Genomic DNA, 15,766 nt, shown 5'->3' on the forward strand with positions numbered 1-15,766 from the left:
TGTTTATATGATGCGCTGTTTTCTCGTTCTTATTATTGAGCTACAATTGTATAAGTTAATGTTGTAGTGAACACAGTAGGATTTTCTGTATTTTGGTAATAATCCAAATATGCATTGTTGTCTCCTTTTGCAGCATAGTTCACATTGATAGTTTTATCAACACCACCTTTTGAGCTCGATACGATCACTTTATCTTCAGCTGATAATTGAGCTGAGCTAAAAGATGCACTGTTAGACAAGGCCTGTGTTCCGTTAGAAGCAGTTAATGTAACATCGCTTACATTAATGTTGTTCGCTTTACCTGTAAGTTGAGATCCTGAAGCTTTTACCTTCACCTGAAAACCACCGGTACTATAAACTGTTAAGTGGTCAGCTTGATCTACGCTTACACCATTCGCATAGTCATTTTTTGTTGTATAATTCAAATCTACTGTAGTTTGTTTTGAGTTTACAACCAAAGTTTGAATAGGATTTAATTTAATGTTCAAGGTTACATTTCCAGTACTTTGCGCATTAGCTACAGTTACTACACCAAACAAACTAACAACTGCCAATATGGCTGTTAAAAAATTGACTTTCATTTACTTTTTTAATTTAATTTTTTTTACTTTTTACAACACTCTCTAAAAAAATCTCTCGAAAATATTACTTCAAATAATCATTTTTTATTTTCACAAACATCCAATAATCATAATCTAAAAAAAATAATAAATCAAGAGTAAAACTGATTCCTAAAACTTTATATAACAAATAATTGATTTCTTTTAAAAGCTTTATTCTGTTCTCATTTTGATGATGCAAAGATATATCGGTGATGACATCTTAGAGAGAAAAAAAAGGGAGAAAAAAAGGAAAAAAAGGGAAAGAATACATAAAAACGTCCGAATACATGTTATTGTAGTATAGAAATATGGAATTTTTAGTTAAAAAAGCTCTAATTTTTCTGACTTTTCAAAACTCCCCTTGTCACAGATAAAATATTTATCAACTGATATCTCACACAAAACTTATTCAATTCGGATAGAGAAACAAACCCGAACTCTTTCAAAATATCATCGATAGTAGCTCCTTTATAAAAGAAAAAGTTATTCAGATTATTGATTTTACGATCCATAATCCACTTATGAGGGGTTTCCCCAAATTCGTCTTTAAAGTATTTGGTAAACGTTTTGGGTATCATGAAACATTCTGAAGCCAGTTCTTTCACTGTTATCGAATTAGTATATTTCGACATAACCTCCAATCTGAATTCACTGACATCAACTATAGCCGGCTTAATAAAACGAATAAGTTCTTCCTGAGGATAAAGCTTTCGGCTGATGAATAACAGTTCCTGACGTTTTAAAGCAAATAATACATTCGATTTTAGATCATTATTTTTGAGAAAAACAATACTCGCTAAGAAAAACCTCAACATTTTCTCAATATCCAAAGCCCCGATCTCATCTCCAGACTCACTTTTATATTTTTTCACTTTCTGTATTGTCTGCTTATCAATGTAAGGAAGTAACGAATCTGTTTTGAGAATAATATAAACAGCTGTATGCAAAACATCTCCATGATATGGGGTATGATTACAGGACATACAATACATACGGTTACCCATGAGCAACATAGAAGAACCATCAGATTTCTTTATCTCGATCCTTCCTCTTAGCAAAAAAATTATCACATTTTCATCAACATTTCCTATCGTGATATGGTTTCCTATATCTTCATGAAATACAGAAAACGAGTCATCGACCTCGGTTAATTGAGATACCACTTCCCCATCTGCCGGATTAGGGACTTCATTCGCTTTTAAATGATCTTTGTTCATACAGGTTAATTTTAGGGCTTAAGTTCTTCCTGTAAAAGACTGACCAATAATCAAAAGGCATCATTCTCATCAGTATAATTTTATCAAGGTTGATCAAAACACTCCCAACTTTAAAATCTATTTTTTATATTTTTATTTATTCTTTTAACTCAATAATAGCCTTTGGTCTCTTTCGATCATAAGTAAATAGTTATAGTCAATCATAATAACAAAACACAATCTTCTAATTTGAATTATACGTTCTATATCATGATAGAGAACAAGCACTCAGACCTTTAGTTTACAATACAAATCAGATTTATAGTAAAAAAAAATCACAAAAAACATCAAAACCCTGTATACTAGCCCATTACATACTCCTCAATGATTTATAAATAAAATGAATATAGATAAGAATATAAACTATAGCAAAACAGTAAATTACCGAAACACTACCAGTTTATATTCATTGTTACGAACAGCAATTATTCAGAAACAAGACCTCGGTTCATCGAATATTTAGTATTTTTGAGAGATATAAGTATCGGACTTATTTGTATATCAGTTAAAAGTTGAATAACAACTATCTTAAAATAAAGTTATGCTTAAAGAAGGTTTGGAATTTAAAAGTAAAACTACAGTTGATAACAGCAATACAGCGTTAGCTTTAGGCTCTGGCGACATGAACGTATTCGCAACTCCGGCAATGGTCGCTTTAATGGAAAACGCTGCAATGAAAGCTGTTTCAGCATTTCTTCCCGAAGAATCCGCTACAGTCGGCTCATTGATCAATGTATCTCACATCAAACCGTCGGGGTTGGGTGAAACAATCGAAGCAACTGCAGTTTTGACCGAAATAGATAAACGCAAGTTAACATTTACAGTTAAAGCAGCAGACAGCCAGGGAACAATCGGCGAAGGTACTCATATTCGTTTTATTGTAGACCGTCAAAAGTTCTTATCTAAACTATAAACCTGAAAAAACATACAAAATAAGCAATAAAATAATGAGTATTGAGGTAAACGACATATTCAAGTTGGCTTCGGATATCGTTTGCCATACATCCCAGTCTATATATCTTACAGGAAAGGCAGGTACCGGAAAGACAACATTTCTACATCATATCAGGGCCACATGCCACAAAAACATCATTGTAGCAGCTCCCACCGGAGTAGCTGCTATCAATGCAGGCGGTGTAACCCTGCACTCTTTACTGCAACTTCCGTTCGAGCCGTTTACGCCGGACTTTGAAGGCAAAAAGAAACTCGATTATCACTTCAAACTGCGTCGCTCCAAGATAGAAATGCTGAGAGAACTGGAGTTACTGATCATTGACGAAGTAAGTATGCTGAGAGCAGATATGCTGGATGCCGTTGATTATATGCTTCGCCGGTACAGAAATAATGCGACTCCGTTTGGAGGCGTACAGCTTTTGCTTATTGGAGATATGTTTCAGTTACCTCCGGTTGTACAGAATTCCGAATGGGAGACGCTCCGCAGCTTTTATCAGTCTCCATTTTTCTTTCATGCTCAGGTACTAGCAAACTATCCGTTATTATACCTCGAACTCAAAACAGTATACAGACAAAACGATCCGTTATTTGTAGAAATACTCAACCGCATACGCAACAACCGTACAACATCGGAAGACCTGAAACTTCTGAACAGCCATTATAATCCTCAATTTACACCGTCTACCGAAAACAGCTATATAACACTCTGTACGCACAATTATAAAGCGGAACAAATAAACAGAGCCGAATTAGGCAGGCTTGGGGGAAAGGAATATTCTTTCAGAGGGCAGATCAGAGGAGATTTTTCAGAGAATGCCTTGCCTACCGAAAACGAGTTAAGCCTGAAGGCGGGAGCGCAAATCATGTTCATCAAAAATGATTCGGGTGAATCGCGCCGATATTACAATGGAAAAATTGGTATTATAGATAATCTGAAAGAAGAGTCTATAACAGTCCGTTTCGAGAACGGCGAGTTACTGGAAGTAGAAAAAGAGTCATGGAAGAATGTAAGATACAAACTAAACGAAGATTCAGGTGAGATAGAAGAAGAGGAACTCGGTTCATTCACTCAGTACCCTATCCGTCTGGCATGGGCTATAACCATTCACAAAAGCCAGGGATTAACTTTCGACAGAGTTGTTATCGATGCCGGACAAGCCTTTGCCGCAGGACAGGTATATGTCGCTCTGAGCCGCTGTACCACTCTCGACGGCATTATTTTGTATTCACAACTTACATCTCAAAGTATAAGTACCGACCCATATGCCATAGAGTTTTCGAAACGAGAACAGCCGATTTCTACACTACACAATATTCTGGAAGAAGAAAAGCCCCGTTTCTGTGCAGAACAACTTCTCCGCAATTTCGAATGGTCTCCGTATATCCGTTGCATACAGACATTCAGAGAAATTGCTTCAGATAAAAAAATCCCCGAGAAAGAAGAAATACTTACTCTCATATCTTCTATTTACGAAGAGGTATCCAATCAAAGTAAGATCGCCGCGAATTTCAGAAAAGAATTACAACAGATTTTATCGGTACAGTCACCTGACATAAACAGACTTGAAGAACGGGTACAAAAGGCTATTTTGTATTTCCACCGCGACCTGCAAATAAAGGTTATACTCCCGATAGAAGAACATCTTCGGGCTTATCAGAAAAAATCTAAGGTAAAAGCTTATGTCAAAAAAGTATCCGAAATACACAGCACACTTATTAAACTGCTTGAAAAACTGGAACACATCGGATACGGAGATATTAATCTGACAAATGATCTTATATTAAAGCGATTGTCTCCAACGCCCGTGTCTGCCGAAAAGGAAGAAACAAAATCAAAACCAAAGAAAGGAGACAGCCAAAGAATAACACTCTCATTATTCAAAGAAGGAAAAAGCATTAAAGAAATAGCATCGGAAAGAAGTCTATCTACGACTACTATAGAAAATCATTTAGCTGAGTTTATCCTGACTAAAGATATATCCGTTGACCTGCTCGTTCCTCAGGCGAAACTAGGTTATATGATTTCCATCATAGAGAAACATCCTGAGCAGAACTCCTTGTCTTTCTTTAAAGAACTTCTGCCCAAAGAATGTACCTATATGGAAATCAAAGCCGTACTGAACCACATCAAATTACAGAACAGCTAAGGTCTGAGACCTTAAATACTTTCATTTGCTTAATTGGATTTAAACATCTTATCCAAAAAAGCGGTCATGTATCCGGTAGTAGTTTCAAACCAAGGATCGAATAACCAAAAAGGATGGGGAGTATCGGGTAAAGTATGTACTTCCGAATATATATTATATCCATTTAATTTCGCGATGGTCTGATCCCGCCCGTCATGAAAACGGTCGATAGAACTGTTTATAAAACAAATCGGAGCCGACTGCCCGGTTATATGAAAAACAGAAGAAGCGGCAATCCAATCGTCCTTTTTTTCATCATAATTGCCACCGAACCATTTGACAGAAGCCGGAATCTTACCCTTATCCAAAGATTCCCGGACATTCTCCAATGCCGTTTTATCGGTAAAATCGGTAATACCGTCAATATTAATAACAGCCTGAACTATACTCGAATATTCGCTATATTCCAATCGATCCTCATATTGGCTTTGCCCGTTAGTGATACCGATCAATGCTGCAAGCTGACCTCCTGCCGATGTGCCTGAAATAGCTATACGGGTAGTGTCAATACCATACTTCTCAGCATTAGCTTTCACCCAGCGGACAGCTGTTTTCAGATCGAAAACAGCTGCCGGATATTCTGCTTCGGGAGATAGTCGGTATTCAACAGGAATGGTTACATACCCTTTCTGAGCAACAGCCTGTGCCATAGGAACCTCCATAGATAAGTTGCCTGAACTCCATCCTCCTCCGTGAACAAGTATCAATGCAGGATATTTATTCTTATTATCGGGACGGTATATATTCAGCAAGAGCGATCTGCCTTCGTATGGATGTGAATACCCGATATTTTCAAAAGCAAGCATCCCCTGCGGAAGATCGGGTTTTACCATTTTTATATAAGGTCTTCTCTTTGATTCCTTCACATAAGTGCTATACAAAGCAAAGCTCGTATCACGAGGCACCACCACCTTTCCTCCTTGCGATGAAACCAAGATAAAATTGAAAACCATCAGAATAACAAAAACTATTCTCATCAGATACTTATTCATGCGAATCAGTAGTTGAAAAACGTTCTTTTAGATTATGCTTTGAAGTTCATCTATTTACTAACGCAGCCTCCCGGCTTTGTTTTTCATTTTGCCTTGATGCAAAACGAAACAAAAAATCAAGACTGCGTCTGCATCCCGACCCGCTCAGCTCTCGAAAGCTAAGACAAATAAAAATGATTATCGCTGATATCTATTTGTCTTTTAACGCTTTCTTCGTGCAGCGGGTACCCTGGGCTTCCGCCGAGGTCGAAGACCTAACGGACGAAGGGGTGCAGACTTGTTTATAGGCTGGCATAAGCCTCTTCGTGCGTCAGCAAAGGCGCATATAGAGGAGGAGCCGTAATCTGACCAGTGAAACGGGCGTTAAAACTAAATGTTGTTTGAGCCTAAAAGGCGAGTTTTATTTAGTTTCGCCCGTGAACGTAGTCAGATAGGTAGAGCCTCACAGCGCCAAAGACCTTTTGGTTCCTTTTGGGGCTTTAGCCAAAAGGAACACAAGCAATCTATGATTGCGCGTAGTAAATAGCATAATCCAAAAGAACGTTTTATCAATCTAACTACTAATTGACATTATTCATTATTAAATACTTCTCACTTACTTAATCTGAACCAGTCTATATCAACACGTCCTCCATCATTTTTCTGAATCGGACGAGTACAGAATGTCCCTACTTTAGCACCTATCCATTTACCTTCTTTCGCTTTAAAGGGATTTCCTAATATGGTAAATTTCTTTCCGTCCTCACTATAAGAAAATACACAAGATGTATCTTTCGAGACTTTTACTCTCAAATATACAGTAGAGTCCTTTAGTGTTACCGAAGCATTCACCTTTTCCTCTGATCCTTTTTCCGCGTTGATACATTCCGACTGAGACAAAACAAATCCTTTTTCGGTATTTTCAAAAGCAAGCACTCCATAGTCCAATCCCATTACCACTAATCCTGTACGTTCGCCGAAATAGCGGTTATCAGGACAAAGTGTAAGTTTCATTGTTGCAGTAAATTCGGGAGCAGGTGTTTTTTGCATCAATAAGTTAGGTACATCCCAAAGGCTTTTATAACCATCGACTACCGGTACGGAATACAAACTCAAAACACCTCTTGTCTGGTCGGTAAAATACCACCACGACTGAGGGTTTGCATGCCATTGCCATTGTAAACCCAATTCATTTGTCGAAAACTCATCGCTTTCGGCAGGAGTTGCAACAGGATAACTTTTTCCTACATTTGGTTTCTTATAGCTTAAAACCGGATCGCCGCATCCATCACCATCTTTATCAACCCCGATCACAGGCCAGTCGTTCACCCACTTCATTGGTTGCAGATGGGTAATACGTCCCAATGCACCAACATCCTGAAAATGAATAAACCAATCTTCTCCGGTTGTAGTGTCTACCCATGCTCCTTGGTGAGGTCCATTTACAGGAGTCTGTCCCTGAGCCATAACAACTTTACGCTCGTAAGGACCAAAAGGAGATTTCGATCTCATTGCCAATTGCCAGCCAGTAGCAACACCTCCGGCCGGAGCAAATATATAATAATACCCGTTGCGTTTATAAAATTTAGGACCTTCTATAGTTGGATCCAAATCATGCCCATCATAAATAATCTTCGATTCTCCAATAGCTTTCTTACCATCGGGTGTCAGCTTTGTTACAGCCAAAAGGCTTTTGATTCCGGCACGGCTTCCGGCATAAGCATGAGCCAGATACACATCTCCATTATCATCGAACAACGGACATGAATCTATCAGCCCTTTTCCTTCTTTTACCAATACTAAAGGCTCCCATTCTCCTGCCGGATCTTTAGTTTTAGTCATATAGATACCATAATCCGGATCGCCGTAATAAATATAAAATTCACCCTTATGATAACGGATCGCAGGAGCCCAAACGCCACCGCCGTGCATTACCTTAGAAAATACCGAAGCAGGAGGCTGACCATCTTTAATTGCATAGCCGATGATAGTCCAATTAACTAAATCCTTAGAATGAAGAATCGGTAATCCAGGGATACAGTTAAAGCTTGAAGCTGTCATGTAATAATCATCTCCGACTCTGCAAACATCCGGATCGGAATAATCGGCATACAGTATCGGATTTTTATAAGTACCATTCCCCTGATCCGCAATCCATGTCTGCGATATATTGTTCTGCCCGTTTACTGCTGTCAGCGATAAACTGAACAACAATCCGGCAACACCTAATTTCAGAATATTCATTGTTTTAAATTTTTGGTTAAACTTCTAATATTATTTTCATTCAATCCCACAACAAATAAGGATGCCATAACTCTGGCTCCTTTATCCCGAAAGTGGGTATTATCAATTCTTCCTCCCGGAAAGTTACGATTCTCCCCATCTTTTACATGGAGAAATAACGAAGTGGATTCTTCCTCTCCCATCGTCACAATATATTTTTTGCTTTTCTCAGACATATCTATCATATATACACCTTTATCCTTTGCCACTTTCCGAGCCAGATCGACATAAACACCATGCGAATCTAAAAAATTACCATTCTTATCAAAACGCCTTCTCACTACGGATGTACAAATAATAGGGTTGCCGCCTTTAGCTCTGACTTCGTCTACAAAGCGGGATAAATTCTCCACATATTGTTCCGGTGGAGTATATCTATCGGGTCTGTCCGCAGCTTCGTCATTATGTCCGAACTGAATCACCACATAATCTCCGGCTTGCACTCCATCCAGTATTTTCTGCCACCATCCTTGCTCTATAAAAGTTCTGGAGCTGCGCCCATTCTGCGCATAATCCTCAATGACAATATTTTCATTAAAGAAATCAGGCAAAACCTGTCCCCATCCCCTTTCGGGAAAAGGTTCCGAAATACTGTCTCCAGAAATGCTATCCAACACCATCTTTGCTAAAGGTTTTAAAGCCATAGTAGAATCGCCCGCCATAAATATATGCACAGGTCTTTCTTTAGATGCTGTAAGCACCGCCGCTATCAACAATACAAAAAAAGATATCTTTATTGATTTCATAAGCTCCTTATCTTAAAATTAAACCATTAACTGAAATCTTGCTTACTTCCAGACATTTACCCGAAGCAGCTTTGCTATACCAAGGGTATATTCTCAGATAAATCATTCTGTCATCTTTCAGTTCAATACAGGTTTTAAGATCAAAATAAGCTATTTTATCTTTCGGTAGTTTTTCCATAGAAGCCAGAGTTTCCGCTTTAGAAAACGAAAGATCAGTACTTATCAATACAGTAACATACATTCCATCGCCTTTCAGACTTTTTAACTGTACTCCGATTGAATCAACACAAAACTCACCCTTACCCTGCTTAATCGAGAATTGAATATATCGGTTTGCATTCTGGTCTATATCCCCGTCAGGCCATCTTTCCCCGTCAATGATTATCTTATTATCGGCTGTATATTTCAGACCTTCCAATTGCTCCGTCACCGTAATATGTGAAGGAATTCCATTCTGAGATTTCAGACTCGGAACATAAGTTAGATAAGCCGCTTCTGCCCCTTTGCTCTTATATTCCTGAATTTTAAGATGTCTCGTTTGCTCCTTCTGTGATTTTTCCAATTCGGATAATCGGTCAGTATTGAATAATACACTATCAACAGGGATAGATAAATAATCGGATAAAATACTCTTACTCAACAGATCTTGTACTGCCAAACGGGCAAATAAAATTCCACCTTTTGCTTTTAAGTGGGTATTGTCATTCTTCGCATAAATAATCCGGCGTGCTTTTACAGGCCCGTATTCCAATACCAGTTTTTCGGTCAATGCGGTCATATCCACTAAAGGGACATTCAGTTTACGGGCAAGAGCACGCATAGCCATAGGGTAGTTCATTGTCGAATCGTTTCCGGCGATTTCCCTCAGATTATGCAGCCCGGTACCCGAAAGCCTGGTCGTATCACTATCTTCGGGCAGACAACGTACAATAGGAGTCATCAGAACAGGTATAGCTCCCCTTTCACGAGATTCGCTTACATACCGTGTAAGATATTCCTGATACTGCCCCCATGCAGCCGTTCCCCGTTCCTTAGTGTCAGCAGGATTGGTATCCAAGCCCTGATTCTTTTCATCATTATGTCCGAACTGGATAAAAACATAATCTCCCGGTTTCAAAGTATTCCTCAATTCTAACCAGAATTCGTAATAAAACGACTTAGAACTGCGTCCGTTTTTCGCTGCATTTTCCGATTTTGCGCCATTGGTTAAGAACAGAGGCAGCATCTGCCCCCACCCTCGCATTTCATTTTCTCCGGTTCGCTTTTCCACATCATAGTCCGCCATAGTAGAATCTCCTATGGTAAGAATACGCACTTGCGCATTTAATATTCCGACCTGCACTAAGAGAACTATTGCAACAAAACCGATTTGCAAAAAATATCTTTTCATTACTTAATTTTTACCGTTTTTACATTATTCAGAAAGTTATTTCCCCATACGATCTCACTGTCTATTTCTTTACAAAAAATATCGGCTTTAGTTAGCTGAATACAGTTATTGATAAAACCATTGCTCACCTTATTTAATTCTATGATCGGCTGATTAGCCAAGGGTACTTTTGAGTGAACATTATCAATAACAATATCCTGACATTCATCAAAAGACAAAGCCGCACCTTTTTTTACTGAAAAGTCGATATTATGGAATGTAATATTCTTAGCGGTTTTAGCGGTAAAGCCATTTTCGGCAACCATATTTATATTCGAAAATGAGATTTCCGATATGGGCATTTCATTGATTCCTGTTATATAGCCTATTTTTTTCACATCACTACCTGTAACATTACTGATATGAACATTGCGGAATACAGGAGTACGCTCCGATACGGGTTCTTCCTTAGAATCCTTGTCATAAAAAAGATCGAAAATAAATGCGTTCCGCTGAATATTATTCATGACAATATTATCAACACGTATTTCTTCTACAATACCACCTCTGCCCCTTGATGATTTAAGACGTATTCCGGCATCTGTTCCGTTAAATACACAATTAGAGATAGTGACTTTCTTTACTCCTCCCGACATTTCACTTCCGATAACCACACCTCCATGTCCTGCCAGCATGATACAATTGGTTATAGTTATATTTTCACACGGACGTCCATAGTTTCGTCCGTCTTCGTCTCTTCCCGATTTAATGGTGATACAGTCGTCCCCGACACTGAGAAAACAATCAGAAATGCGGACATTCCTGCATGATTCGGGATTAATGCCATCGGTATTATGTCCTTTAGGGTTCGAAGACGGGTTGTTGATCGTAACCCCATGTATTAACAGATCATCGCAACCGATAGGATTGATTGTCCAAAAAGGAGAATTAATGATCGTTATTCCTTCAATAAGTATATTTTTCGATTCGTGAAACTGAATAAACGGCGGACGGAAAAATTTACGTTCAAGTGTCGACTCATAATATGGACTTACCTTAATGCCTTTATTCGCATCAAGCCACATCTGCTGAAGTTTATTGGTAGCTGAAGTTTTTCCGTCTTTTCTTATTTCGTCTATCAACCGGCGAGATTCTTTCCACCATGTATGACCTTGTCCGTCGATAACTCCCCGACCTTTAATAGTGATATTCTCGGCCTTATCGGCATAAATAAGGGGAGAAAGGCTATTCATGAAGACACCTTCCCAGCGGACTTTCACAAAAGGAAGATAATCCTCGAATGTTGTCGAAAACTTCAATACAGCACCCGATTCTATATCAAGTGTAATATTACTTTCAAGATGAATTGCAGCTGTAAGATAAGTTCCCGCAGGAAAATAAATAGTACCGCCACCTTCGGCCGACGCATTCTTTATACTTTGCTTGATCAGATCTGTACAAGCTACTTTTCCTGAAGTATCGGCTCCCAGGCTTTTTATATCATATATCTTTGCCTGAATTGCCAATATACTCAAACAGAATATTATACTAAAAAATATCTTTCTCATAGACTATTAAGGTCTCAAACCTATTTATAGCTTTGATAAGTAAAACAACCAAAGCCTGTTATAAACTAAAAGTATATTATTAAATACTTGCTGTTACTTATATTTTAAGGGTATTGATCCACACACTTTGATATCATTTCTTTGTTACAGGATTCCAACCATCGCAACCCTTAAATACATTCTCAACCGTATATTCGGCAGCTTGCTGTCTATTCAGAATTTTCACCCAGTTGACACGCCCGGATGTAGACGCACCCTCTCCTGTATTATTGTATTCCATGTAACGGGCGGTCTTCTCGTTTTCTGCATTACTCCAGTTATGCCATCCTTCGGCTTTAATGCCTTTCGGCAGATAACAATTCATAAATAATGTCATAGCATAAGCTCTCCATGGACGTCCCAAATACATATTCTTAACCTCGGGAGCAACTTCTATTTTACAATTATTGAATATATACCCGTACTTTATATTCTCGGGAGTACTTGCAGCTGTTATATATGAGTTGGATTTACAATAAATCACACAGTTTTCGAACCAGCAGGTCGAGGGTCCGAATATAAAATCAGTCGTACCTTCGATGTAGCAGTTCTCAAAATATTGACGCATATTCTCTCGTCCTGCATAAATCGTATCCTGATTTCCCAGAAAACGGCAATTCCTGAAGATGACACGGTCTCCTTCAACAAACAGAGCAACTGCCTGTCCCATTGGAGCCGCAGAATTTTCAATAGTAAGATTTTCTACAGTTATATCATTTCCGCTTAATAAAAAGGAATATGTTCTGAAAGTGCCCATCTTATTTATATTGGCATGGTCATCGTAGTTAATGATTGTTTTATCTCTATCCTCTCCTACCAACTTTACATTAGTCAGATACGAATGCAGAATAAGCTTCTCTTTATATACTCCTTTTTTGACAAAAATGGTTATTTCTCCTTTCGGATCAAAAGCTCTGACCGAATCTATAGCTTGTTGTATATTACGGAAATGTCCGGTTCCGTTACGATCTACGACAATAGTTCTGCTATCTTCCGAAGCAAACAATGTCAAAGAAAAACATAGGAGAAAGAATAAATAAATAGTTTTTTTCATGATAAATAAGTAACTAAAGGTATTTAAGGATATATTGATAAGGCTCGACCTTACTTTATAATATGTTCAACCAGACTGTTCAGGTACACTTCCAGATAAGTATATCCGTCCGGATTAAGGTCATTTGCTGTTTTTCCCGGGTATTTCTTTTCTAACCACCCATCCGGAATCCCGTCATTATCGGAATCAGTTACAACTTCTGATTTTGCATACTTATATACATCCCATCCTCCGACATCCGATTGAGAATCGATCATCCCCGGACGGGTCTTGCTATCATGGGATGCCCTGACGGGAGTAAGCCCGTTTCTTGTTTCATTTACAATACGAGCATCGGTATTGTCTCTCACGTAACTAGCTCCGGCTTTTTGCAAAACTTTGATATAGGCATCGATTGCCTTATCTGTTTTCACAGGAGAAACCGAAAATTCTTTCTTTGATAATAATTCCGATTTATCCTTTGATGCAGGGTTCGGCTGAAAACCGAGCGTATTGTCTTTTGTGGCTGCCTGATCTCCGGCTATTACATTTCCATGTAGATAAAACTCCCCCCAAACACCCTGAGGTTGTTTGTTTGAGCCATCATCGGCATTGGGTGAAAATATACGGTTTTTATGTACCGATCCGGCTGTCGGCTTATAATAGTTATTAATAAAATTATAGCGTCCACCTTCTCCGGCATAACCGCTATTGCTTCCCCAATTATAAATCACATTATTGCGAAAATCAACTAACTCCAGATCCGGACGATTTGAATACCTCGAACCACACATGCGAGGGTTACGACTATCATGATGTGCCAGCAGGTTGTGATGGAATGTAGCACCCTGTCCACCCCAGATACCTCCATATCCATGATTGCCTTTACGATGTACCGATGCTCTTAAACTCTCAGAAAGGATACTCCATTGCAGAGTAAAATTCTCATTGTCATAGAAAGAGGCACATTCATCAGTACTCCAACTCATAGAACAATGATCGATAATCACGTTCTTATTCCGATAACCGGACAATGCGTCATCTTCCAATCCTGTTAAGTCTCCCATTCGAAATCGCATAAAACGAATAATCACATTATCGCCAGATATCTTCACATTATTGTCGGCAATACAAATTCCGTCGCCGGGGGCTGTCTGCCCGGCTATCGTTGTATTCTCTGTTATGGTCAATCTCGACTTGAGATGTATGATACCGGCCACTTTAAAAAGGATTGTTTTCGCCCCCGGTCTTTTCAGACACCAGCGCAATGTTCCCTCATTCAGCTTTTTATTACCAACAAGCGTATCTTCGAGGGACGTCACATAGTAAACAGTTCCACCTCGTCCGCCTGTGGTGAACATTCCTGCCCCCTCAGCCCCCGGAAATGCAGGTGTCTGGGCACACAATAAAAGGGTAGACAACAATACGCAACAAAGAATAAAAAAACATTCTTTTTTCATGGCTTTATTTTTTTGACAACTATTAAATATCTGCTGTATTTTATGCTTACAACAGTCGGAATCTTACTTATCCAATAAAAGACTAAGCATAATGAAAGGTCCTACGGCTTTAGGGTCGTTATCTCGTACAGGTTCAGAAATATAGTATTCGAAACTTCCGTCACGATACACTTTCTCACCGCCAAGACCTGCTACACTGCATCCGTCTGTGACAGATATCGTTCCATCGGATTCAGTCTTTATAAATCGTTTCACAAACTGATCGTAAGCCTTTTTCCCTTTATTCAGGTATTTCTTATCAAGGTATCCTTTTTGTGCGCCTTTGACCCATGTATAAATAAACATGGCTGATCCGCTCGATTCTACATAATTGCCTTTACGTGCACCCTGATCAGTCACCTGATACCACATGCCCGTTTTAGAATCACGATACTTTTCTACAGCAGCACTGATATCCTGCAATATTTTTATAATTTCAGGTCTTTCAGGATGATTTTCCGGAAGAAAGTCCAAAACATCCACCATCGACATCATGTACCAACCGATGCTGCGAGACCAAAAATTAGGAGAAAGCCCTGTTTCGGGATTAGCCCAACGCTGTTGACGGCTTTCATCCCAACCATGATAATACAAGCCTGTTTTGGCATCAATCAAATATTTATGAGCATCTATAATTTGCAGAGCAGCCTCATCATATAATGCCGGCTTATCAAATGTTTTTCCGTATTGGGCTAGAAACGGACATGCCATATACAGCCCATCCAGCCACACCTGATGCGGATATATTTTTTTATGCCAGAAACTACCGTCTGCAGTACGGGGATGGGTATCCATCTGACTACATAAAAGATCTAACGCCTTTTTAAATCGTTCTTCTCCGGTTTGTTTATAAATCGGGAATAATATTTTTCCGGTATTTACCCTATCGATATTATATTCGGCTAGTTTGTAGGTTTTGATCTGCCCGTCCTCCGAGATCATAAGATCTGCATAGCTATAAGCATAGTCGAAGTAACGTTGATCGTGAGTTTTCTCCCATGTCTGAAGTATTGCCTGCAACATCAGTCCATGACAATAATTCCACTTTGGAGCAGAAGAAAAATCCAGCATCCACGATTCCGGATTACGCTTCATTTCCGAATCAGCCATTTTTACATAATATTTATCTCCGGCCTGTAAGCAAAGCGTAAACCCGAAAACAAATAAAACTATTGATAAAAATCGTAATTTCATATTATTGTTTAATTTAAGGTCTTCTTAAGGTCTCAGACCTATTTAGTGTGTTAGTAAATATAACAT

General features: G+C 38.8%; 12 protein-coding genes. 2 read left to right on the forward strand and 10 right to left on the reverse strand.

The window, feature by feature from the left end; translation table 11 throughout:
• Positions 1–32 precede the first annotated feature (32 nt).
• Complete coding sequence (locus AABJ51_RS11405; RefSeq protein ID WP_026626817.1) at positions 33–581, reverse strand: hypothetical protein; 549 nt, start codon at positions 579–581, stop codon at positions 33–35.
• 353 nt (positions 582–934) lie between these two features.
• On the reverse strand, positions 935–1,819 hold the full coding sequence (locus AABJ51_RS11410; protein WP_338372667.1) for a helix-turn-helix domain-containing protein: 885 nt from the start codon (positions 1,817–1,819) through the stop codon (positions 935–937).
• A 580-nt stretch (positions 1,820–2,399) separates the two neighbouring features.
• Here AABJ51_RS11410 and AABJ51_RS11415 point away from each other — a divergent pair.
• Positions 2,400–2,771: a thioesterase family protein gene (locus AABJ51_RS11415; RefSeq protein WP_026626819.1), complete on the forward strand. Its 372-nt coding sequence runs from the start codon at positions 2,400–2,402 to the stop codon at positions 2,769–2,771.
• Positions 2,772–2,805: 34 nt separating this feature from the next.
• Entirely contained in the window at positions 2,806–4,959 is a 2,154-nt protein-coding gene (locus AABJ51_RS11420) for a helix-turn-helix domain-containing protein (protein WP_338372670.1), read from the forward strand.
• A gap of 29 nt (positions 4,960–4,988) precedes the next feature.
• On the opposite strand, the gene AABJ51_RS11425 is transcribed toward AABJ51_RS11420, so the two are convergent.
• The 8 genes from AABJ51_RS11425 to AABJ51_RS11460 all read right to left on the reverse strand — a co-directional run bounded on the left by AABJ51_RS11425 (position 4,989) and on the right by AABJ51_RS11460 (position 15,700).
• Entirely contained in the window at positions 4,989–5,975 is a 987-nt protein-coding gene (locus AABJ51_RS11425) for an alpha/beta hydrolase fold domain-containing protein (protein ID WP_338372672.1), read from the reverse strand.
• A gap of 606 nt (positions 5,976–6,581) precedes the next feature.
• Positions 6,582–8,213, reverse strand: coding sequence for a glycoside hydrolase family 43 protein (locus AABJ51_RS11430; protein ID WP_338372675.1), 1,632 nt, complete (start codon positions 8,211–8,213; stop codon positions 6,582–6,584).
• The gene (locus AABJ51_RS11435; RefSeq protein WP_338372677.1) at positions 8,210–8,998 is read right to left on the reverse strand and encodes a rhamnogalacturonan acetylesterase; all 789 of its coding nucleotides are present in this window, start codon (positions 8,996–8,998) and stop codon (positions 8,210–8,212) included. The genes AABJ51_RS11430 and AABJ51_RS11435 overlap by 4 nt, the downstream gene beginning before the upstream one ends.
• Before the next feature lie 7 nt (positions 8,999–9,005).
• Entirely contained in the window at positions 9,006–10,388 is a 1,383-nt protein-coding gene (locus AABJ51_RS11440; protein WP_338372678.1) for a rhamnogalacturonan acetylesterase, read from the reverse strand.
• A complete protein-coding gene (locus tag AABJ51_RS11445; RefSeq protein WP_338372680.1) occupies positions 10,388–11,935 on the reverse strand; it encodes a glycoside hydrolase family 28 protein in 1,548 nt (515 codons plus the stop codon). The genes AABJ51_RS11440 and AABJ51_RS11445 overlap by 1 nt, the downstream gene beginning before the upstream one ends.
• A 133-nt stretch (positions 11,936–12,068) precedes the next feature.
• Positions 12,069–13,028, reverse strand: coding sequence for a pectinesterase family protein (locus AABJ51_RS11450; RefSeq protein ID WP_134436174.1), 960 nt, complete (start codon positions 13,026–13,028; stop codon positions 12,069–12,071).
• A 50-nt stretch (positions 13,029–13,078) separates the two neighbouring features.
• Positions 13,079–14,467 carry a pectate lyase family protein gene (locus tag AABJ51_RS11455; protein ID WP_338372683.1) on the reverse strand — a complete coding sequence of 463 codons (1,389 nt, stop codon included), beginning with the start codon at positions 14,465–14,467 and terminating at the stop codon, positions 13,079–13,081.
• 63 nt (positions 14,468–14,530) lie between these two features.
• Positions 14,531–15,700 (reverse strand): glycoside hydrolase family 88/105 protein, encoded by a 1,170-nt coding sequence (locus AABJ51_RS11460; RefSeq protein WP_338372684.1) that lies wholly within the window; start codon positions 15,698–15,700, stop codon positions 14,531–14,533.
• Positions 15,701–15,766: the final 66 nt, after the last annotated feature.

Origin of the sequence: Indolivaga capnocytophagoides, from assembly GCF_036511535.1 — a bacterium.
GTDB classification, from domain to species: domain Bacteria; phylum Bacteroidota; class Bacteroidia; order Bacteroidales; family Dysgonomonadaceae; genus Dysgonomonas_A; species Dysgonomonas_A capnocytophagoides.